Source organism: Streptomyces sp. NPDC002958 (genome assembly GCF_055563255.1).
In genome coordinates this window covers 1-20,847 of sequence record NZ_JBVHDS010000014.1, presented here as the reverse complement: position 1 = coordinate 20,847, position 20,847 = coordinate 1, and the positions used below count along the sequence as shown (strand labels likewise).

Annotated in this window: 19 protein-coding genes, 1 tRNA gene and 1 pseudogene; 11 read left to right on the top strand and 10 right to left on the bottom strand. The window is 70.1% G+C overall.

Annotation, left to right across the window (positions count from 1 at the left end; all coding sequences use genetic code 11):
- Window positions 1–16: 16 nt before the first annotated feature.
- Window positions 17–1,000, top strand: a complete 984-nt coding sequence (locus ACZ3IC_RS22815; RefSeq protein ID WP_467418608.1) for an aldo/keto reductase — start codon at window positions 17–19, stop codon at window positions 998–1,000.
- Window positions 997–3,336 (top strand): ATP-dependent DNA helicase, encoded by a 2,340-nt coding sequence (locus tag ACZ3IC_RS22810; protein WP_467418606.1) that lies wholly within the window; start codon window positions 997–999, stop codon window positions 3,334–3,336. Before ACZ3IC_RS22815 ends, ACZ3IC_RS22810 begins: the two co-directional genes overlap by 4 nt.
- A gap of 63 nt (window positions 3,337–3,399) precedes the next feature.
- On the opposite strand, the gene ACZ3IC_RS22805 is transcribed toward ACZ3IC_RS22810, so the two are convergent.
- Window positions 3,400–4,059 carry a hypothetical protein gene (locus tag ACZ3IC_RS22805; RefSeq protein ID WP_467418605.1) on the bottom strand — a complete coding sequence of 220 codons (660 nt, stop codon included), beginning with the start codon at window positions 4,057–4,059 and terminating at the stop codon, window positions 3,400–3,402.
- Between the two features lie 47 nt (window positions 4,060–4,106).
- Here ACZ3IC_RS22805 and ACZ3IC_RS22800 point away from each other — a divergent pair, with 47 nt between their 5' ends.
- Window positions 4,107–4,295: a DUF5703 family protein gene (locus ACZ3IC_RS22800; protein WP_030918345.1), complete on the top strand. Its 189-nt coding sequence runs from the start codon at window positions 4,107–4,109 to the stop codon at window positions 4,293–4,295.
- Window positions 4,296–4,362: 67 nt separating this feature from the next.
- Here ACZ3IC_RS22800 and ACZ3IC_RS22795 read toward each other — a convergent pair whose 3' ends face one another.
- From ACZ3IC_RS22795 to ACZ3IC_RS22785, 3 genes are all read right to left on the bottom strand, one after another.
- Window positions 4,363–5,094 carry a chaplin gene (locus ACZ3IC_RS22795; protein ID WP_467418603.1) on the bottom strand — a complete coding sequence of 244 codons (732 nt, stop codon included), beginning with the start codon at window positions 5,092–5,094 and terminating at the stop codon, window positions 4,363–4,365.
- 138 nt (window positions 5,095–5,232) lie between these two features.
- Window positions 5,233–5,466 (bottom strand): chaplin, encoded by a 234-nt coding sequence (locus tag ACZ3IC_RS22790; RefSeq protein ID WP_467418601.1) that lies wholly within the window; start codon window positions 5,464–5,466, stop codon window positions 5,233–5,235.
- A gap of 186 nt (window positions 5,467–5,652) precedes the next feature.
- Window positions 5,653–6,978 carry a M20/M25/M40 family metallo-hydrolase gene (locus ACZ3IC_RS22785; RefSeq protein ID WP_467418600.1) on the bottom strand — a complete coding sequence of 442 codons (1,326 nt, stop codon included), beginning with the start codon at window positions 6,976–6,978 and terminating at the stop codon, window positions 5,653–5,655.
- A gap of 181 nt (window positions 6,979–7,159) precedes the next feature.
- Between ACZ3IC_RS22785 and ACZ3IC_RS22780 the strand changes: the two genes are divergently transcribed.
- Both ACZ3IC_RS22780 and ACZ3IC_RS22775 read left to right on the top strand, forming a co-directional pair.
- Window positions 7,160–7,244, top strand: a tRNA-Leu gene (locus tag ACZ3IC_RS22780).
- Window positions 7,245–7,520: 276 nt separating this feature from the next.
- Window positions 7,521–8,456 (top strand): pseudouridine synthase, encoded by a 936-nt coding sequence (locus ACZ3IC_RS22775; protein WP_467418598.1) that lies wholly within the window; start codon window positions 7,521–7,523, stop codon window positions 8,454–8,456.
- A 9-nt stretch (window positions 8,457–8,465) separates the two neighbouring features.
- Here ACZ3IC_RS22775 and ACZ3IC_RS22770 read toward each other — a convergent pair whose 3' ends face one another.
- The 3 genes from ACZ3IC_RS22770 to ACZ3IC_RS22760 form a co-directional block, all read right to left on the bottom strand.
- A complete protein-coding gene (locus ACZ3IC_RS22770; RefSeq protein WP_467418597.1) occupies window positions 8,466–9,095 on the bottom strand; it encodes an MBL fold metallo-hydrolase in 630 nt (209 codons plus the stop codon).
- The gene (locus tag ACZ3IC_RS22765) at window positions 9,095–10,180 is read right to left on the bottom strand and encodes an S-(hydroxymethyl)mycothiol dehydrogenase (protein WP_467418595.1); all 1,086 of its coding nucleotides are present in this window, start codon (window positions 10,178–10,180) and stop codon (window positions 9,095–9,097) included. Before ACZ3IC_RS22765 ends, ACZ3IC_RS22770 begins: the two co-directional genes overlap by 1 nt.
- A 460-nt stretch (window positions 10,181–10,640) precedes the next feature.
- Complete coding sequence (locus ACZ3IC_RS22760) at window positions 10,641–11,342, bottom strand: FadR/GntR family transcriptional regulator (protein WP_467418593.1); 702 nt, start codon at window positions 11,340–11,342, stop codon at window positions 10,641–10,643.
- A gap of 144 nt (window positions 11,343–11,486) precedes the next feature.
- On the opposite strand from ACZ3IC_RS22760, the gene ACZ3IC_RS22755 reads away from it, so the two are divergent.
- On the top strand, window positions 11,487–11,996 hold the full coding sequence (locus tag ACZ3IC_RS22755; RefSeq protein WP_467418591.1) for a gluconokinase: 510 nt from the start codon (window positions 11,487–11,489) through the stop codon (window positions 11,994–11,996).
- An 11-nt stretch (window positions 11,997–12,007) separates the two neighbouring features.
- The gene (locus ACZ3IC_RS22750) at window positions 12,008–13,405 is read left to right on the top strand and encodes a GntT/GntP/DsdX family permease (protein WP_467418590.1); all 1,398 of its coding nucleotides are present in this window, start codon (window positions 12,008–12,010) and stop codon (window positions 13,403–13,405) included.
- Here ACZ3IC_RS22750 and ACZ3IC_RS22745 read toward each other — a convergent pair.
- Window positions 13,394–14,079: pseudogene (locus ACZ3IC_RS22745) on the bottom strand (cytochrome b/b6 domain-containing protein). The gene ACZ3IC_RS22750 and the pseudogene ACZ3IC_RS22745 sit on opposite strands and share 12 nt — an antisense overlap.
- On the bottom strand, window positions 14,021–14,686 hold the full coding sequence (locus ACZ3IC_RS22740; RefSeq protein WP_467418781.1) for a molybdopterin-dependent oxidoreductase: 666 nt from the start codon (window positions 14,684–14,686) through the stop codon (window positions 14,021–14,023). Before ACZ3IC_RS22740 ends, ACZ3IC_RS22745 begins: the two are co-directional and overlap by 59 nt.
- Window positions 14,687–14,916: 230 nt before the next feature.
- Between ACZ3IC_RS22740 and ACZ3IC_RS22735 the strand changes: the two genes are divergently transcribed.
- Window positions 14,917–15,366 carry an ASCH domain-containing protein gene (locus ACZ3IC_RS22735; RefSeq protein ID WP_467418588.1) on the top strand — a complete coding sequence of 150 codons (450 nt, stop codon included), beginning with the start codon at window positions 14,917–14,919 and terminating at the stop codon, window positions 15,364–15,366.
- A gap of 307 nt (window positions 15,367–15,673) precedes the next feature.
- Here ACZ3IC_RS22735 and ACZ3IC_RS22730 read toward each other — a convergent pair whose 3' ends face one another.
- Entirely contained in the window at window positions 15,674–17,329 is a 1,656-nt protein-coding gene (locus ACZ3IC_RS22730) for an FAD-binding dehydrogenase (protein WP_467418586.1), read from the bottom strand.
- A gap of 204 nt (window positions 17,330–17,533) precedes the next feature.
- Between ACZ3IC_RS22730 and ACZ3IC_RS22725 the strand changes: the two genes are divergently transcribed.
- The 3 genes from ACZ3IC_RS22725 (at window position 17,534) to ACZ3IC_RS22715 (ending at window position 20,530) form a co-directional block, all read left to right on the top strand.
- Window positions 17,534–18,427 (top strand): DMT family transporter, encoded by an 894-nt coding sequence (locus ACZ3IC_RS22725; RefSeq protein ID WP_467418584.1) that lies wholly within the window; start codon window positions 17,534–17,536, stop codon window positions 18,425–18,427.
- 719 nt (window positions 18,428–19,146) lie between these two features.
- A complete protein-coding gene (locus ACZ3IC_RS22720; protein WP_467418582.1) occupies window positions 19,147–19,800 on the top strand; it encodes a peptidoglycan recognition protein family protein in 654 nt (217 codons plus the stop codon).
- Window positions 19,801–20,008: 208 nt separating this feature from the next.
- Window positions 20,009–20,530 (top strand): NUDIX domain-containing protein, encoded by a 522-nt coding sequence (locus ACZ3IC_RS22715; protein WP_467418580.1) that lies wholly within the window; start codon window positions 20,009–20,011, stop codon window positions 20,528–20,530.
- Window positions 20,531–20,847: the final 317 nt, after the last annotated feature.

Sequence of the window (20,847 nt, the reverse complement as noted above, 5' to 3'; positions counted from 1 at the left end):
AGTAATCTCAGCGCCCATGGAGCAGAGGCATCTCGGCCGCACTGGCCTTCGAGTGTCCAGGATCGGGCTCGGCACCCTCACGTGGGGCCGGGACACCGACCAGCACGACGCTGCCGAACAGCTGAAAGCCTTCTGGGAGGCGGGCGGCACGCTGGTCGACACTGCTGATGTGTACGGCGGTGGGGAGGCCGAGTATCTGCTCGGCCGGCTCACCGAGGGCCTGGTGCCACGGCACGATCTGGTCATCGCCACGAAAGCGGGCGGCGTGGCGGACCCGTACCGCCGCTTCAACGGCTCGCGCGGGCATCTGCTGGCCGCGCTGGACGCCTCGCTGGAGCGGCTCGGTACGGATTTTGTGGATCTGTGGCAGGTCCACGCCTTCGACCCGGTTACTCCGCTGGAGGAGACCCTTCAGGCGGTGGACCTGGCGGTGTCCACCGGCCGCGCCCGGTACGCGGGGGTGTCGAACTTCTGCGGCTGGCAACTGGCCAAGGCGGCGACCTGGCAGCTCGCCTCGCCCGGGGTGCGCACCCGGCTGGCGAGCACCCAGATGGAGTACTCGCTGTTGCAGCGGGGCGTGGAGCGCGAGGTACTGCCGGCCGCGCTCGATCTGGGTGTGGGGCTGCTGCCTTCCTCCCCACTGGGCAGGGGGGTCCTGACCGGGAAGTACCGGACGGGCACTCCGGCGGACTCACGCGGCGCCTCGGAGCTGCTGGCTCCGTTCGTAGAGCCGTATCTCGACGACCCCGCGAGCCGCATCGTGGACGCGGTGGCGACAGCGGCTGACGGCCTGGCCACGACGTCGCTCCAGGTGGCTCTCGCCTGGGTGCGGGACCGGCCCGGGGTGGTGGCCCCGATCGTCGGTGCGCGCAACGCGCAGCAGCTCACGGAGGCATTGTCAGTGGAGGCGCTTAGTCTTCCTGACGAGATCTGCCAGGCGCTCGACGATGTGTCGGCGCCCGTGCACCGCTATCCCGACCAGGACTGGAGCACGCTGTGACTGCGCTTCCCCGGGGGGAAACCCCCGGCCCCCCGGCCGCCGACGACACCGGCGTCGTCGCGGACCCCTCCACCGCCGTGCCCGCCTTGTCCGCGCAGGACGAGGGTCACGGGACGGACGAGGGATCGACGACGGCCGACGCCGACGCCGCGGAGACGCAAGCCAACGGCTCCGGAACCACCGGGACAGGCGACATGAACTCCCCCAGGACCGACAAGCCGACCGAAACAGCCGCCGACACCGACGGCACGACGGACACCGACGGGACAGTCGCAGCCGACGACGCGGCCGACATGGACGGGGCGGCCGCCGACACCGCACCGCTCTCCGAGGCCGAGGCCGAGCTGGCCGCCCAGCGTGAACTCCGGGAGCGGATCGAGAAGCGCAAGGCCGAGAAGGAAGGCCCCATCGCCGCCGGCGCGAAGCTGAGCGGTCAGGCGGCCGACCTGCTGGCGGCCGTGCGTGCCGTGGAGAGCGGTGAGAAGCCGGCCACCGCGTTCTTCGACTCGCCCGTACCCGCCGCCCCCCGCCGGGCTGCCCCCACGCCCGCGCCGGTACGCACCCGCGCACCCGAGTCGGCCCCGGCCCGGCAGGATGCCTCGCCGGAAGCCGTGGCCGCGGTGGCCGCCGTACTGGCCGAGGGCGGAGCCCCCGGAGCGCTGGCGGGTCCGGCGACCGAGGCCCTCGGTGCGCAGGCGGCCGATGCCCTGCGCGAGGACCCCTGGCAGTTGCTGGCCGTGCCGGGAGTCAGGCCCGAGCAGGCCGACGGATTCGCCCGCGCCCTGCTGGGTACCGAGTGCGGTCCGGACGACGAGCGACGGGCCGCGGCCCTGGTCGGCTGGCTGCTGGAGCGGGCCGCGCTCCAGGGCCATACGGCGCTCGACGCGACGGCGGTACGTGCCGCGCTCGCCGAGCGCTCGGTGACCGACCCCGATGCTGCCGTTCAGCACGCCGTCGCCGAGGGCATCGTCCTGGTCTTCCAGGAAGGCCAGGACGACCAGGAGTCGGAAGCCCCCGCAGAACCCGGCGAGGACGCCGGGCAAAGCGCCAAGGACCCGTCCGGGCGGGAACCAGTGCAGGTGCTGCTCGGTCTCGACCGGTACGCACTCGCCGAGGAGAGCCTCGCCGACGGTCTGGCCCGGCTGGTCAATACCTGCGAGAAGGACGCTGACTGGACAGAGGCGGCCTCGGCCGCGGGCTCCCCGTCGGCGGCTGAGCTGATCCGCGCGGTCGCGGCCCATGGCCTCGTGGCGCACACCGGCGGTGAGGCGGCCAGGGCCGAACCCGCCGCCCTGATCACCGCGGCCCGCGGCCTCGGACTGCGCGCCCTGGGCGCCGTGCACAGCGTCGACGGCAGGCGCCGACTGGCCGAGGCGACCGGCGATCCTTCGACGGCCGTCACACTCGCCGGGCTGCTCGCCGGCGCGGAGGGCCCCGGACGGGACGAGGAGGGGGCAATCGCCGTCGACCTGCTCGTCGTGCTGGACGCCCCGCAGCTGGACGTCGAGACCACCGCGATCCTCGCGGAGTCCCTGGCCGACGGCACCCGGCTGGTGCTCAGCGGCGACCCGGGCGTGCTGGGCTCGGCAGGCGCGGGGCGAGTGTTCGCGGATGTGCTCGCGGCCCGCGCCTGCCCGCAGATCGTGTCCCGTACGCCGGATCCGGGACCGATCGGCGAGTTGGTCTCCGGCATCGGCATCGGTGAGCTGAACCAGGTCGCGGCGCCCGGCAAGGAGGTGGTGATCGTCCCCGTGCGCGACGCGGGCGAGGCGGTGCACCGCACCGTGCAGCTGGTCGCCGACTCCGTGCCGCGCGCCATCGGCGTACCGTCGGCCGACACGCAGGTGATCACCGTCGGCCACGGCGGCTCCGCGGGCACCCGGGTGTTGAACGCGGCGCTGAAGCAGCGGCTCAACCCCGGCCCGGGGCGGTTCGGCGGCTTCGACCCGGGCGACCGCGTCGTCCATGTCCCGACGCCCGGCAGGACCGTGCCCGGGGTGGTCGTCTCGGCCGACGCCGAGGGCCTGCACCTGGACTGCGAGGGCACGGAGGTTGTCGTGCCGCAGGAGCGGGTGGAGTCGTCCGTACGCCATGGCTGGGCCCTCAGCGCCCATCAGGCGGCCGGGATGCGGTGGCCCGCAGTGGTCGTCGTGCTGCCGGGCGACGCCGCGCAGGGGCTCAGCCGCCCTTGGGTGTACACCGCCTTCAGCCGCGGGGAGCGGCATCTGTCCGTCGTGCACGGAGTGGATCAGGCGCTCCAGCGCGCGGTCACCCAGTCCCCCGTCCAGGATCGCACGACGCGGCTGCGCAACCTGCTGGAGACACCGGCCCAGTGACCGGGTCGCGCCCTGTCCTCCACTGCCGGGCGGGCTCGGTTCCGAGCCCGCCCGGCAGGCGGATCAGAAGCTGTCCGCCACCAGCCCGACCGGCTCCTCGTCCGATTCGTCCTCGTCGAAGACGGCGCTGACGTCGAAGCGGCAGACCACCAGCTGCGGGTCCACCTCGTCGAACGGCGCGCCGAGCCACTCACCCGCCTCAGGAAGCTCCTCCGCCGCCGTGACCCAGAGCGTGGAGTCGCCCTCCTCCAGACCGAACTCCGTGTGCCGGGACGCGATCTCGTCCGGTTCGTACTCACCGAAGAGCACTCCGAGCGCCGCATGGACGCTGGAGCCGACCGCCGCGGCGCTCCCGCCGTCGCGGTCGTCCGGATCGAGGTCGGCGATCCGCTGGGCCTGTGCGAGCAGCCGCGGCGGCTCCACCACCGCGTAGTCGCGCCGGATCAGCACGCTGAGCGCGTTCGGCTCCTCGGGGCCGGTGTACGGCGGCAGGGAGTCCTCCGCCCCCGGGATCTCGAAGGGGGTCACTTCGTCGTAGCGGTCATAGAGCAGCTCGTCGTAGAACTCGGCGGCAGCGGCCAGTGCGTTGAACGCGCCATAGACAGCGGGATCGTCGTCCCCCGTCCGGCGTTCGACCGCCTCGAGGTGATGGTCGAGCGCGGCTTTGATCGCTTCGGCGGCGGCGCGTACCTCAGCAGCGGTGGGCTGCGCAGCATCAGACATAGTGCAGACGCTATCCGTACACGGGCTCTGCCCGCACAATAGATGCGATGCCGGAATACGAATTTGTCGATGTGTACGTACCGCGCGGGGTGTCCCGGAAGGAGACGGCCCGCCTGCTGACCGACCATGCCGAGTACGGGCACTGGGAGTTGGACCGACTGACGCTGCGCCGTGACGGCAGCCGCAGGGTGCGGCTGCGGCGACGGATCATCCGCCAACTCCGGGCCACCTGGTGAGACGGAGCGGACCCCGCAGTTGCGGGGCCCGCTCCCTACGCCGTGCTTGCGTCGCCGCGCCGGTCCGCTATGCGGCCATCCGGGCGCGGCGGTACAGCACCGTGCCCGCACCCGCCAGAAGCAGGCCCGCGCTCGCCGGGATCAGCAGGTCGAGACCGCCCGCTCCGGTGTGTGCGAGCTCTGTGACGCTCTGTGTCTCGGGCGTATTCGGTACGGTCCGCGGTCCGGGTGCCGGGGGCTTGTGCTCGGTGACGGAAGTGCCGACCGGCGGCTTGACGACGTCCGGATCATTTCCGCAGTCGTTGCCGAAGGCGGGGTTGAGCAGTCCGCCGACGGTGATGCTGTTCCCGCAGGCGTTCACGGAGATGTCGATGGGCACCGCGATGTTGTTGCCGGAAAGCACACCGGGCGAGCCCTTCGCGATCCCCTCGGCCGTTGCCCCGCTCCCGGTGTCGCTCGTGACGGCCCGGTGCTTGCCGCTTCCCGCCCGATGGGCCTGGGTCCGGTCGCCGGGCACCTGACTTCCCGAGGCGTGCTTGCCCGAAGTGGCGCTGCGCGAACCGTTTCCGCAGGTGTTTCCTGCGGCCGGGTTGAGCAGTCCCACGACGCTCACGGAGTTACCGCAGACGTTGACCGGTACGTCGACCGGGATCTGGACCGAATTCCCTGAAAGCACCCCCGGGGAATTCGATGCGCCGCCGGCCGCTCCCGCGTCGGCCTGCGCATAACCTCCACTCAACGCGAGCACGCCGCCCGCAGCCGCCATGGTGATCAGGCCTTTACGCGTGACCTGTCGCATACGTTGATTCCTGCCTTCTACCTTCCGGAAAACCCCCGAACTTGACCGTGCGGGGGCAAATTACCCAGCGGCCCCGGAGTGCATGGCGTGCACTCCGGGGCCGACCGGATTCAAACCCTTACGGGTTGACGCACAACGTCAGACGTTGAAGCAGTAGTTGCCGAAGGTGGGGTTCAACACCCCGACCACAGAGATCGTGTTGCCACACGCGTTCACCGGCACGTGCACGGGCGCCTGGATGACGTTGCCCGAGATCAGACCGGGGTTGCCCATAGAGGCGCCCTGGGTACCGGAGTCCGCGACGGCCATGCCCGCACCCGCGAGCACCAGACCACCAGTGACAGCCGCAGCAGCGACGACCTTCTTGATCATTATTCCTCCTAGTTCGCAATGCGGTCCCAGCCGCGGACCGCATCACTTGTAACGAGGAAGAGGTAATCGGGCTACGAGCGCATGGTTCCTTTCACTCGATCCGGTCAAATGCGCACACGCTGGCGAATGTTGACGCGGAGAAGCAGCGGAATCTCAACGGAGAGCCGACGGAAGGGCGGCGGAGCCTCAGCAGTTGTCGATGAAACGGTCGAGCACCCGCACGCCGAACTGCAGACCGTCCACCGGCACGCGCTCGTCCACACCGTGGAACATTCCTGCGAAGTCGAGCTCCGGCGGCAGCTTCAGCGGGGCGAATCCGAAGCAGCGGATGCCGAGGTCGTCGAAGGACTTGGCGTCGGTACCACCGGAGAGCATGTAAGGAACGGCACGCGCGATCGGGTCCTCAGCCTTGAGGGCGACCTGCATTGCGTCGACGAGGGAACCGTCGAAACTGGTCTCCAGTGCCTTGTCTCCGTGCAGGTCCTCGCGCTTCACCCGCGGGCCGAGGATCCGGTCCAGATCGGCCAGGAACTCGTCCTCGAAGCCGGGCAGGAAACGGCCGTCGACATGGGCGGTGGCCTGGCCGGGAATCACGTTCACCTTGTAGCCGGCGCCGAGCATGGTGGGAGCGGCGGAGTTGCGCAGCGTGGCGCCGATCATCTTGGCGATGCCGCCCAGCTTGGCGAGCGTGGCATCCATGTCCTCCGGGTCGAGCGGGGTGCCGAGCGCGTCGGACAGTTCATCGAGGAAGGACCGTACGGTCTTGGTCACCCGGACCGGCCACTTGTGCCGCCCGAGCCGTCCGACCGCCTCGCAGAGCTCGGTGATCGCGTTGTCGCCATTGGTCATCGAGCCGTGACCGGCGGTGCCGTCCACGGTGAGCCGCATCCAGTGCATGCCCTTCTCGGCCGTCTCGACGAGATAGAGCCGCAGCTTCTCGTTCACCGTGAAAGAGAAGCCGCCGACCTCGCCGATCGCCTCGGTGACGCCCTCGAAGAGGCCGGGGTGCTTGTCCACGAGGTACCGCGCACCATACGTACCGCCCGCCTCCTCGTCCGCGAGGAAGGCCAGCACGATATCGCGCGGGGGCTTGCGGCCACTGCGCATCCGGTCGCGGACTACCGCGAGGGTCATCGCGTCCATGTCCTTCATGTCGACCGCCCCGCGGCCCCACACGCAGCCGTCCGCGACCTCGCCCGAGAACGGGTGGTGCGTCCAGTCGTGAGCATTGGCCGGAACCACATCGGTGTGGCCGTGGATCAGCAGCGCGGGCCTGGACGGGTCCTCGCCCTCGATCCGGGCCACGGTCGAGGCCCGGCCCTTGTGGGACTCGAAGATCTGCGGCTCCAGCCCGACCTCGGCGAGCTTCTCCGCGACGTACTCGGCGGCGACCCGCTCCCCCGGTCCCGAGTGGTCTCCGTAGTTACTGGTGTCGATCCGGATCAGCTCACGACAGAGGTCCACGACCTCGTCCTCGCCCGAGACGGTTCGGGCCGCGTTGGTCTCGCTCACACTGCTTCCTTCCGCTGTCGCTGTGGTGCTCCCGCTCATCCTCCCGCGCCGGGCCCGCACACCCAAGGCCCCCACATCGCGTCATGCGCCCTTCACACGCCCCTGGCGTGATCGAGCACCCCCGAATGTTTGCTATTGTTTTCCACGTCGGAACGGGCCGGGCCCGCGAGACAGACACCTTGTCCGGGTGGCGGAATGGCAGACGCGCTAGCTTGAGGTGCTAGTGCCCTTTATCGGGCGTGGGGGTTCAAGTCCCCCCTCGGACACAGAGAGAATGCCGATCAGGATCAACCCTGATCGGCATTCTGCGTTGCGCTTAGTGGCAACCCGCCGCCACCCGCGCGGTCACGCGCGGGCCGCAGCAGGGCGGCGACTCGACCATGACGGGTCTGTTCGGTGACCGCAGGGAAGGCGACGCTGCCGAGCGCTGAGGTCGCGTACCGGCGCTGTGGAAGGATGCCGTTCGGGCAGTTGTGGGTGGCCCTTGGAGACGATGCGAGGAGCCGCACCATGCACACCGCTGTACCGGTCGGCGCACCCCGGTGAGGGGACGTGCGAAGCCCCCGTCGGCGCCGCTGCCGCAGCGGGACGGAATCGATCCGGTCCGGCTGCGGCTCCCCGAGGATCCCGGCGGCCGGTGGGCGACGGTCCGCGATCATCTGCTGGCGCGATTCTCGGGCGCGATCGGGGCGGCGCGGGTGGACGCCATGTTCGCCGAGGGCCGCTTCGTCTCCGTACAGGGCCCGGTGTCCGCCGACGAGCCGTACACCGCAGGCCGGTACATCTGGTTCCACCGGGATTTCGCGCCGGAGGAACCGGTGCCGTTCCCCGTCGGTGTCGTCCACCGGGACGCACATCTCGTGATCGCCGACAAGCCGCACTTCCTGGCGACGACACCGCGCGGCCGGCACGTCACCGAGACGGCGGTGGCCCGGCTGCGCCGCGAGCTGGACCTGCCCGGGCTGCAGCCCGCGCACAGGCTGGACCGGCTGACCGCGGGCCTCGTCCTCTTCGTCGTACGGCCCGAGGAGCGGGGCGCTTACCAGACGCTGTTCCGGGACCGTCTGGTGCGCAAGGAGTACGAGGCGGTGGCCCCGTACGACCCCGGCCTGGCCTTCCCGCGGACCGTACGCAGCCGCATCGTCAAGGAGCGCGGGGTCATAGCCACCCGCGAGGAGCCGGGCGAGCCGAACAGCGAGAGCCGGATCGAGCTGCTGGAGCACCGGGAGGGTCTGGGCCGCTACCGGCTGCTGCCTGTTACCGGGCGCACCCATCAGCTGCGGGTCCATATGAACAGCCTGGGGCTGCCGCTCGTCCACGACCCCGTCTACCCGGTGGTCCGGGCAGAGGGTGCGACCGACGACTGGTCGCACCCTCTCCAGCTCCTCGCCCGGGTGCTGGAGTTCACCGATCCGGTCACGGGCGGGCGGCGCCGCTTCGAGAGCGGGCTGCGGCTGTCGGCGTGGCCGGATCGGTGAGCCGCGGACTCAGTGGCCGCGGGCGATCCACTCGTCCAGTTGCGGGGCCTCCGCGCCGATGGTGGTGGAATCGCCGTGTCCGGTACGGACGGTGGTCTCCGGCTCCAGGGTGAGCAGCCGGTCCCTGATCGACGCGACGATCGTCGGGAAGTGGGAGAAGGACCGCCCGGTGGCGCCGGGCCCGCCCTGGAAGAGCGTGTCACCCGTGAACACGGTGGACAGCTCGGGGGCGTACAGGCAGACGGCGCCCGGGGCATGACCGGGGGTGTGCAGGACCTGGAGCGTCGTTCCGGCGATCTCCAACTCCTGGCCGTCGGCCAGTTCGCCGTCCGGGGCGCGGTCCGGGTGGGTCTGCTGCCACAGCGGCCGGTCGTCGGGGTGCAGCAGGACCGGTGCACCGGTGCTGGCGGCGAGGGCCGGGGCCGCGTCGATGTGGTCGTTGTGCGCGTGCGTGCAGACGATGGCGCGCAGCGTACGGCCGTTCAGTGCGGCCTCGATGGCGGCGGCGTCATGGGCGGCGTCGATGACGATCGCCTCGGTGTCGTCGCCGACGATCCAGACATTGTTGTCGACGTCCCACTCCCCGCCGTCGAGGGCGAAGGTGCCGGAGGTGACGAGGTGGTCGATGCGGGCGGCCATCAGAGGACCACCACCGAGCGCAGCACGTCACCCTCGTGCATCCGGGCGAAGGCCTGCTCGATGTCGCCGAGCCCGATGGTCTCGGTGACGAACGCGCCGAGGTCGATCCGGCCCTGCTGGTGCAGGTCGATGAGCATCGGGAAGTCGCGCGAGGGCAGGCAGTCGCCGTACCAGGAGGACTTGAGCGAGCCGCCGCGGCCGAAGACGTCGATGAGCGGCAGTTCCAGCCGCATCTCCGGGGTCGGGACGCCGACCAGGACGACGGTGCCGGCGAGGTCGCGGGCGTAGAAGGCCTGCTTGTACGTCTCCGGGCGGCCGACCGCCTCGATGACGACATCCGCGCCGTTGCCGTCGGTCAGAGCGCGGATCGCCTCGACCGGGTCGGTGGAGCGGGAGTTGACGGTGTGGGTGGCGCCCATCGTCTTCGCCGTCTCCAGCTTGCGTTCGTCGATGTCCACGGCAATGATCTTCGCCGCGCCGGCCAGCCGCGCGCCCGCGATCGCCGCGTCACCGACACCGCCGCAGCCGATGACGGCGACCGAGTCTCCGCGGCCGACCTGTCCGGTGTTGATGGCGGCGCCGATGCCCGCCATCACACCACAGCCGAGCAGCCCGGCGACGGCCGGGGAGACCCCCGGGTCGACCTTGGTGCACTGACCGGCGGCGACCAGGGTCTTCTCGGCGAACGCGCCGATCCCGAGCGCCGGCGACAGCTCCGTGCCGTCGAGCAGCGTCATCTTCTGCTTGGCGTTGTGGGTGTTGAAGCAGTACCAGGGGCGGCCGCGCAGACACGCACGGCACTGCCCGCACACGGCACGCCAGTTGAGGATGACGAAGTCGCCGGGCTCGACGTCCGTGACGCCCTCGCCGACGGACTCCACCACGCCCGATGCCTCATGGCCGAGCAGGAACGGGAAGTCGTCGTTGATGGCGCCCTGCTTGTAGTGCAGATCGGTGTGGCAGACGCCGCACGCCTGGATCTTCACCACGGCCTCGCCGGGGCCCGGGTCCGGGATCACGATCGTCTCGACCCGTACCGGCTCGTTCTTCCCCGGTGCGATGACTCCTTGCACCTGCTGCGACATACCGTGGTCTCCCTGTTTCCGTCATTTTGTGAAGATCGAACGCGAACAACCGTACGCCCCGTGAGGGTGTCACGGCGGCGCTCCGCGTCGGCGGGGGAACGGCCGCCGTCCACCCGGCGGGATGTACCGCCGTCGGTCGGATGACGCGAACGTCGACGAGGTGCTGCCGAGGTCGGCGATCGGACCCGGTGACGCCGGTGGCCCGCGGGATCGTTCCGCGGGGCCGCCGTACGCCTCAGGCCTCATGGACCCGCCTGCCGCCCACGTACGTCTGAAGGACGCGTGACCGATCTCCTCGGGCGGACCCGTATACGGGTCCCGGTCCAGGACCGCCAGGTCGGCGAGGACTCCGGGGCGGATGCTCCGCCGCGGCCCGGCTGCGGCATGTGCGTACGTCGGCACCGTAGGGACGGACCTCAGGGGGCGAGCACGTACGCGCGGCGGCGTTGCGGTACGGACCTCAGGGCGCGAGCACGTCCAACTCGTGCAGGGCGCCCACCGCGATCTCCTTCGTCAGCCGCTCCGCCGCCGCCGTGTCGCCCTCGCGCACCGCTTCGGCGAGCCGGACGTGGAGGGTGACCGCGGCAGGGTCGGGGTCCTCGAACATCACCTGGTGGTGGGTGCGGCCCGCCAGGACCTCGGCGACGACATCGCCGAGCCGGGCAAACATCTCGTTGCCGGAGGCGTTGAGCACGATCCGGTGGAACGCGATGTCGTGCTCCAGATAGCCCTCCAGCTGCTGGCCGCGCGAGGTGGCGACCATGCCGAGCGCGCACTCGGTGAGGGCCGCGCACTGTTCCGGGGTGGCGTTACGGGCGGCCAGGCCGGCCGCGACCGGTTCGATCGCCGAGCGCAGCACCGTCAGGGAGCGCAGCTGGCGCGGGCGGTCGGCGCCGGCCAGCCGCCACCGGATGACCTGCGGATCGTAGACATTCCACGCCTCGGTCGGCTGTACGGTCACGCCGACCCGGCGCCGGGACTCGACCAGGTGCATGGATTCGAGAACGCGGACCACTTCGCGTACGACCGTGCGCGAGACGTCGAAGCGCTGGGCCAGCTCGTCGGTACGCAGTACCTCGCCCGGCCGGTGCTCCCCCGCGGCGATCTCCAGACCCAGGGTGTCCAGCACATGTGTATGCAGCCCAGGGCCCTGTGTGGTCATGAGCACAGCCTACGGGGCACCCTCCGGGCAGAGAAAGTACGACGTTTACGTCACAACACCTTGAATAAGTCGTACGTATACGTTTCAGTAGCGCGACGGAGCGATGTCGAGGAAGACGTCGAAGAAGACAGCGAGGCACCACCAATGAGCACCCCCCACGTCGTCGTGGTGATGGGCGTAGCAGGCACCGGCAAGACCACGATCGGGCCCCTGCTCGCCGCCGAACTCGGCGTTCCGTACGCCGAGGGCGACGACTTCCATCCCACGGCGAACATAGCCAAGATGTCGGCCGGTATCCCGCTGGACGACTCCGACCGGTGGCCCTGGCTCGATGCGATCGGCCAGTGGGCGCACGGCCGGGCGGGGCTCGGCGGGGTGGTGAGCAGCTCGGCGCTCAAGCGGGTCTACCGGGACCGGCTGCGGGCCGGGGCTCCGGGTGCGGTCTTCCTCCATCTGACCGGCGACCGGGCTCTGATCGAGGAGCGCATGGCGGAACGCAAGGGCCATTTCATGCCCACCGCGCTGCTGGAATCGCAGTTCGCCGCCCTGCAGCCGCTGCAGGACGACGAGGCCGGCGTCTCGGTCGATGTGTCCGGCACCCCTGAAGAAATCACCCAGCGAGCCGTCGCCGCGCTGCGCCGGCTCGATAGCTAAGGATCACCACCGTGACCAGTCTCAGCGTCGAGACGCTGGCAGCGGACGCCGTCGAACCGATCACTTCGGCAGGCAACGCGCAGTTGGGCATCGCAGTGCTGGCGGGCATCGCCGTCATCGTTCTGCTCATCACCAAGTTCAAGATGCACGCGTTCCTTGCGCTGACCATCGGCTCGCTGGCGCTCGGCTCGTTCGCCGGCGCGGCACCGGCCAAGACGATCGCCAGCTTCACCTCCGGCCTCGGCTCGACCGTTGCAGGTGTCGGTGTCCTCATCGCGCTCGGCGCCATTCTGGGCAAGCTGCTCGCCGACTCCGGCGGCGCGGACCAGATCGTCGACACGATCCTCGCCAGGGCGAGCGGGCGGGTCATGCCGTGGGCGATGGTCCTGATCGCCTCGATCATCGGTCTGCCGCTGTTCTTCGAAGTCGGGATCGTGCTGCTGATCCCGGTGGTGCTGCTCGTCGCCAAGCGCGGCAACCACTCCCTGATGCGCATCGGTATCCCGGCGCTGGCCGGTCTCTCCGTGATGCACGGGCTGATACCGCCGCACCCCGGCCCGCTGGTGGCGATCGACGCCCTCGATGCCAACCTCGGCGTCACGCTCGCGCTGGGTGTGCTGGTCGCGATCCCGACCGTGATCATCGCGGGGCCGGTCTACTCCCGCTACGCCGCGCGCTGGGTGGACATCGAGGCTCCGGAGAACATGATTCCGCAGCGTCCTTCGGAGGAGCTGGACCGTCGTCCCAGCTTCGGTGCCACCCTGGCGACAATTCTGCTGCCCGTGGCGCTGATGCTGATCAAGGCCCTGGTCGACATCGTCGTGGACGACCCGGAGAACCCCGTCCAGCGGGTCACCGATGTGATCGGCTCGCCGCTGATCGCACTGCTCGCGGCCGTCATAGTCGGCATGTTCACGCTGGGCCGGGCGGCCGGTTTCTCCAAGGGCCGGCTGTCCACCACCGTCGAGAAGTCATTTGCCCCGATCGCGGGTGTGCTGCTGATCGTGGGGGCGGGCGGCGGCTTCAAGCAGACCCTCATAGACGCCGGTGTGGGCCAGATGATCCTGGACCTCTCCAAGAACTGGTCGATCCCGGCGCTGCTGCTGGGCTGGCTGATCGCCGTCGCGATCCGGCTCGCGACCGGTTCGGCGACCGTGGCCACCATCTCGGCGGCCGGTCTGGTCGCCCCGCTGGCCGCCGACATGTCGACCACGCACGCCGCCCTGCTGGTCCTCGCCATCGGCGCGGGCTCGCTCTTCTTCAGCCATGTCAATGACGCCGGGTTCTGGCTGGTGAAGGAGTACTTCGGAATGAGCGTCGGTCAGACAGTCAAGACCTGGTCGGTGATGGAGACCATCATCTCCGTGGTCTCCATGGTCTTCATCCTGCTGCTGTCGCTAGTCCTCTAGCGAGCGGCTGCCCGCATGGCCCTCCCCCCACAGCGCATGCTGGGACCGTGCCCAATGGCGCTCGACCGACCCGGTGCGCATGCCACGGCGTGCCTCCGGGTCGGCGAGCGCCATCGCTATGTGCCCGGCCAGCACGATCCCGATCGCGAGCGCCAGCCAGTCGTGGACGAAGGTCGCACTCGTGCGCCACATCAACGGCGTGAGGCCGGTGAACCACATGAGCGCTCCGGTTCCGGTCATCACCAGCACCGCGCCCGCGATCCAGGCCGCGTACAGCTTCTGCCCGGCGTTGAACTTTCCCGCCGGACGGGCCTGCGGCCGGTGGTCGCGGCGGCACACGGCCCGCAGCCACTGACGTCGTGCGGCCCGAACCGGTTGAGCCGGGACACATCGGCGCGGAACGCCCGTGACATCAGGCCGACCAGGAACGGTACGGGGGTCAGCACCCCGGTCCACTCGTGCACGGTGACCACGAGATGGCGGCGGCCGACGAGCTCGGCGAGCTGGGGTACGTACAGACAGGCCGCACTCGCCACACACAGCAGCATCAGCGTCGCCGTGATGCGGTGCACCCAGCGCTCCGCAGCGCTGAAGCGCTGCACGCGCTCCGCGGGCTCAGGTGGTGGGGGCGTCGTCGCGGCCGTTGGACCGGCCGACCCAGGCGTCGACGTCATAACCGAGTTCCTCCCAGTAGCCGGGGCGTACGGAGTCGGTGACGGTGATCCCGGAGAGCCATTTCGCCGACTTGTAGAAGTACATCGGGGCCACATAGAGCCGGACCGGTCCGCCGTGGGAGTGGGACAGCGGCTGGTCCTGCATGCGCAGCGCGACCAGCACATCGGCGCGGCGGGCCTGCGAGAGGGTGAGGCTCTCGCTGTAGGTGCCGTCGAAGCAGGTGAAGCGGATGGCCTTCGCCCCGGGCCGTACGCCCGCCGCGTCCAGCAGCGCCGAGAGCCGCACCCCTTCGAAGGGGGTCTCGGGCACCCGCCAGCCGGTGACGCACTGGACGTCGCGGACCATACGGGTCTGCGGCAGCGCCTTCAGGTCGTCCAGGGTGTACGTGGCCGGGTGGTCGACCAGCCCGTCGACGGTCAGCCGGTAGTCGTTGGCACTCTTCTTCGGTACGGACGCGGCAACCGAGTAGTAGCGGAAGCCGCCGCCATTGGGAAGCTGGCCGGTCAGGCCGGTGGGGTCCTTGTCGGCGACCGCGCCCAGCCCGGATTCCAGCGTGCGCTGCAGCACGGGCGCCGCGACGACTCCGGCGGCGCCGAGACCGAGCATGGTCAGGACGACACGGCGGCCCAGGGGTTTGCCTTCGGGATCGGGAGGGCCATTGTTCACCCGGCTATTTGAACATGTTCGATGGCAGGTCACCAAGGTCGGGTCGCGGGCACCCGCCCACAACCGTGTCAACTCTTTTCATTCTCCTTACAGTTGACGGCCCCGATCGGGTGCACGTCCCCGCACCGCACCCGGTGCCGCGTCCGGTGGCGCGTGTCAGACTTGGCGTCATGTCGAACCGTGAGCCTCTCAAGCCCTTTCTCCTCGTCTTTCCCGGGCCGCTGCGCGATCAGCTGGTGGGGGCGGTGCTCGCCGGTGTGAAGGTGTCGACGACAGGTCTGCTCGCGGAGTACGAGGCAGAGAAGGAGGAGCTGCCTCCGGTGGGTGAGCGGTCCGCTCTGATCGACTCCGCCGGTCGGGAGACCGCGGTGCTGGAGGTGACGGAGGTACGGGTACTGCGCCTCGGCGACGTCGATCTTCAGCATGTGATCGACGAGGGCGAGGGCGACTCATCGGTGGCCGAGTGGCGTGCGGGACACGAGAAGTTCTGGCACAGCAAGGAGATGCGGGAGGCGCTCGGCGACCCGGACTTCACCGTCGACGACGACACCATGGTCGTCGCCGAGCGGTTCCGGGTCGTCGAACTGCTGGACCCCGTCGTGGGCGCGGCAGAACAGTAGGCGGACGGTACGAGGGGCCGGCCGGTGTCCTACGGCCGCGGGGCGGGGATCTCGTGGCAGGGCGACAGTGCCGGGACGGCCGGTGCGGGCGCGGAAGGTGCGGGCGCGGCCGGTGCGGGTGCGGCCGGTGCGGGCGAACGTGGCGCAGGTGGCGCGCATCGCTCCGCCCAGCTCGTCCACCTCGTCCACCTCGTCCCGGGTGGTGGTGTTCCCCGGCATCGGGAACCACTGCCGGGCGGCCCGGGAGCAGCGGCAGTGCCACGCAGTGGGTCGCGCCGTACTGCGATCCTGCCGGGCGCGGACGGCGCTACCCGACGGCCCGCGCCGCCGCCCGGCCCGCCGCCCGGCCGGAGAAGATGCAGCCGCCCAGGAAGGTCCCTTCCAGTGAGCGGTAGCCGTGCACCCCGCCGCCGCCGAAACCGGCCGCCTCCCCCGCCGCGTACACACCGGACAGGGGTGTGCCGTCCTCGGTGAGCACCCGGGAGGAGAGGTCCGTCTCCAGTCCACCGAGCGACTTGCGGGTCAGGATGTGGAGCCGTACGGCGATCAGCGGACCGGCCTTGGGGTCGAGGATGCGGTGCGGCGGGGCCGTACGGATCAGTTTGTCGCCGAGATAGGCGCGGGCGCCGCGGATCGCGGTGATCTGGAGGTCCTTGGTGAAGGGGTTGGCGATCTCGCGGTCGCGGGCGGTGATCTCGCGGCGCAGTTCGGCCTCGTCGATCAGCGGCTCGTCGGTGAGCGCGTTCATGCCCCGGACCAGTGCGGCAAGGTCCTTCTCCACGACGAAGTCGGCCCCGTTGTCCATGAACGCCTTCACCGGAGCCGGTACGTCCGCGCGGGCCCGGCCGATCACGTCGCGGACCGACTTTCCGGTCAGGTCGGGGTTCTGCTCGGAGCCGGAGAGGGCGAACTCCTTGCCGATGATCTTCTGGTCGAGAACGAACCAGGTGTGGTCGTGGCCGGATCTCATGATGTGTTCGAGGGTGCCGAGGGTGTCGAAGCCGGGGAAGAGCGGGACCGGCAGCCGCTTGCCGCGGGCGTCCAGCCAGAGCGAGGACGGTCCCGGCAGGATCCGGATGCCGTGCGCGGCCCAGATCGGGTTCCAGTTCTCGATGCCTTCGGTGTAGTGCCACATCCGGTCGCGGTTGATGTGGTGGGCGCCCGCCTCCTCGGTGATGCCGAGCATGAGTCCGTCGACATGGGCGGGGACGCCGGAGAGCATCTTCGCGGGCGGGGTGCCGAGCCGCTGGGGCCACTGCTTGCGTACGAGGTCGTGGTTGCCGCCGATGCCGCCGGAGGTGACGATCACCGCCTGGGCCCGCAGCTCGAAGGTGCCGCTCGCCACGCGGCTGCTCGCGGTGCCGCGCGCGGCCGTGCTCGGCTCCAGGACCTCGCCGGTCACCGTGTCGACGGTGCCCGCGGTGCGGCCGAGGCCGGTGACCCGGTGGCGGAACCCGAGTCGGACGAGGCCTTTGGCGACGCCGGCGCGGACCCGGCGCTCGAAGGGGGCGACTACGCCGGGGCCGGTGCCCCAGGTGATGTGGAAGCGGGGCACGGAGTTGCCGTGGCCGTTGGCGTCGTAGCCGCCGCGCTCCGCCCAGCCGACGACGGGGAAGATCCGCAGTCCCTGGGCATGCAGCCAGGAGCGCTTCTCGCCGGCCGCGAAGTCGACGTAGGCCTCGGCCCACTTCCGCGGCCAGTGGTCCTCCTCGCGGTCGAAGCCCGCCGTACCGAGCCAGTCCTGGAGGGCCAGCTCATGGCTGTCCTTGATCCGCATCCGGCGCTGCTCGGGCGAGTCGACGAGGAAGAGACCGCCGAAGGACCAGTGCGCCTGGCCACCGATGGACTGTTCGGGCTCCTGGTCGAGCAGAATCACCGAGCGGCCCGCGTCGACCAGTTCGGCGGTGGCCACCAGACCCGCGAGCCCTGCCCCGATAACGATCACATCAGCGTCGTACGCCATGGGTTCCATCCTTGTCGGGGCGATCCGGTCACGGCCACGGTGACGGTCCGGCTCGGACGCCGGAAGTTACTCGTGCGTCAGATCTTCGGTACGGGCCGTTGCGGCGTCAACCACCCGGTCGGCGGCTCTTGGGCCGCCACCCGCGGGCACAGGCGCTATCGTCGAAACAAATCACCTATTTCCGGCCTGACTTGAGGTAGAAGCGTGTCGGTGCTGGTCCTCGTGCTCGCCATGAGTGCCGCCTGCTGTCTGGGTTTCGGTTTCGTCCTCCAGCAGGCCGCCGCCTCGCACGCCCCGAGGAGCGACTACCTCTCCCCCCGGCTGCTGCTGGACCTGATGCGGGTGCCGAGCTGGCTGGCCGGGATCGGGCTGATGGTCTGCGGCATGGCGCTGGGCGCCCTGGCATTGGGCAAGGGCGAGGTGTCCGTCGTCGAGCCCCTGCTCGCGACCAATCTGCTCTTCGCGATGGCCCTGTCGCGCCATCGCACCGGGCAGCGGCTCGGCCGACAGGGCTGGTCCGGGCTCTGGCTCCTGGCAGGCGGGGTCACCGCCTTCCTGCTCGCGGGCCGGCCGCAGGGCGGCGACGCGGTGTCCGATCCGCTGCGGCACTGGCTGGTGGTCGGCGTGGTCGTAGGCACCGCCTTGCTGCTCACCGCCTTCGCCAAGCGTTCGCAGTCCGGGGTCGCCCCGGCACTGCTCGCGGTGGCGGCCGGACTGCTGTACGGACTCCAGGACGCCCTCACCCGGGTCACCGGGCAGCGGCTGTCCGACGACGGCTGGGCGGCGGTGATGACGGCGTGGCAGCCGTACGCGGTGGCGGTGCTGGGGGTGGCGGGTCTGCTCCTGGTGCAGAGCGCGTTCGAGACGGGCCCGCTGCGGGTCTCACTGCCCCCGCTGACCGCCGCCCAGCCGTTGGCCGGGATCGCCTGCGGTGTCGGCTTCCTCGGCGACCAGCTGCGCACCGGCACCGGCGCACTGGCCTGGCAGGCGGCCGGTCTCGCGGCGATCGTCACCGGGATCGTGCTGCTGGGACTGCATCCGGCGATGCCGGAGGGGCCCGTGGGCGGGCGGCGGGAGAAGAGTCTCCAGCCGAACTGAGCGGCGTATTCCTGGTCACAGGAGGCCGCCCGCCTCGCCTGGGCGGGCGGCGCGAACGTGGTGATCACCGATGTGTTCGACGAGGAGGGCGCCGCCGCCGCCGGGCTCGGGGCGAAGGCCCGGCCCGCTTCCTGCATCACGACGTGACCTCCGAGGAGGACTGGCAGCGCGTCGCGGAGTTCGCCGTCGCCGAGTTCGGGCGGATAGACGGCCTGGGGTCGCCTTCCTGCTCCCGGACGCCGCCTCGTACATCATGAGGCAGTGATCAGCGACGTTTCTCCGGGGCGCAAGGGGTGTGCGGTCGAGCGGCAGGGCTCACCCGCACACCCCTTGCGGCGGTTGGCAGGAGTGCCGACCAGCTCGCCCCACTGCACCAACTCGCCTCACTGCACTAACTCGACGCGCGCAGCGAACCTCCCACCGCAATGCTGTTGGGCGTACGTGCTCCCGCCGTCCCCTCGGCGAAAGACGAGGAAGGTTTCCCCGTGCGTCTGTATCGACTAGCGCTGTGGGTCACGACTCCTATGGCAGTACCTCTCATGGCGGCTCCGTCCGGGGTGACGACGGCCGGTGCCGTCGGCCAGACGGCGCCGGAAGGCACTCTCGTCGTGAGGCCTGCCGGAGCGGTTGCGGAGCCGGCTGCCGATTCCGCGCGGCCGTTCCCGACCCTCGGAGCGACGTCAGTGGCATTCCCTCGTGGAGCGCCGCGGCCCGCCATCGTGTCGCGTACGCAGTGGCGGGCCGACGAGACCAAGCGCGATGCCCATGCCCACTACGCGAGAGGGGTGACAGCGGTCTTCGTCCATCACACCGACACTCCCAACGACTACGGCTGCGCGAGCGTCCCGCGCACCCTGCGCAATCTGTATACGGGCCAGACCCGTGACCGGGGATGGGGCGACCTCGGCTACAACTTCCTCGTCGACAAGTGCGGCACCATCTACGAAGGCCGTGCCGGCGGTGCCGACCGCCCCGTTATCGGCTCCCACACCCTCGGGTTCAACCAGGGCACCACGGGGATCGCGGCGATCGGCACCTTCGATCGAGGGACGCCGGTACCGGCAGCCATGGAACACGCGATCGCGGCCCTCGCCGCCTGGAAGCTCGGCCTGAGCGGTGTCGACCCCACCAGCAGGGTGCGGCTCACGTCCACGAATGACAAGAGCCTCTACACCAAGGGAGCTTCGGCCGAATTCGACGCCATCTCCGGCCATCGCGACGGCTATGCCACCGACTGCCCCGGGGAGGCGCTGTTCGCGCGGCTCCCCGCGATCCGGAACATCGCTGCCGACCTCCAGAACAGGCTCCCTTTGGCACCTGCCGGCGTCGGCCTTCCCGCGAGCCTGCGAAACCTCCGGCTCGACATTCATTGACGTCCCATCAGGAAGCGGGACACCCAAGGGGGCCCGGACCGCCGGCGAATGGCTGAGGCTGATGGCTGGCTGATGGCTGCGGCTGTGCTTTGCTGACTGACTGACGACTGATGTTGGATGAGGGACGTGAAACTCCGCTCCTTGCCCTGCTCCGCAGGAGTCCGCTTCCTCTCCGCCCTGAAGGGCGGAGTATCCACGGAGGAATCCGATGAATCCTTCTGACGAGATCCTGGACATCGTCGACGAGAACGACGTGGTCGTGGGGCAGGCCCCGCGCGGTGAGGCGACCGCGCGGGGCCTTCGCCATCGCTGCGTCTTCATCGAGGCCCGGGATGCCGGGGGCCGACTCTTCGTACACCGCAGGACCCCCACCAAACTGCTCTTCCCGTCCCACTACGACATGTTCGTCGGCGGGGTGGTCGGGGCCGGCGAGTCCTACGACGAGGCGGCGCTGCGGGAGGCCGAGGAGGAGCTGGGCGTCTGCGGACTTTCCCGTCCCCAGCCGCTGTTCAAGTTCCTCTACGAGAGCGCGGAGCACTCCTGGTGGAGTCACGTCTACCAGGTGCGGTGCGAGCTGCCGGTGAACCCGCAGGTGGAGGAGGTCGCCTGGCACACCTTTCTCACCGATGCGGAGCTGGAGCGGCGGCTCGGCGACTGGGAGTGGGTGCCGGACGGCCTGGAGACGTACCACCGGCTGCGCGCCTTCCGGACGGGCGGGGCAGTCTCCTGAGCCGGGGCTCCGATCACCCGACGGTCTAAGACCGACCGGCAAATGGGGGGTGGGAGAAGGAGCGGTGCTGGGTGCGTGCAGCTGCAAGGCGGAGGAGGGGAGGCAACGCGAAGGGGGTCCCCCCATGCCTTTAAGGCTATGGGGGAGTTGTTGACTGACGACAACGCCGCAGATGCGCGTGCCCAGCACCGCGACGCCGCCTCCCATTTGCCGGTCGGTCTAAGCCTCGATCCACCGATCTGATGGCTGTGGATGACTCTTCGAGAAATAAGGAAGTGCCTTGTGACCTGCGATGATGGGAGTTCTTGAGGCTTCCA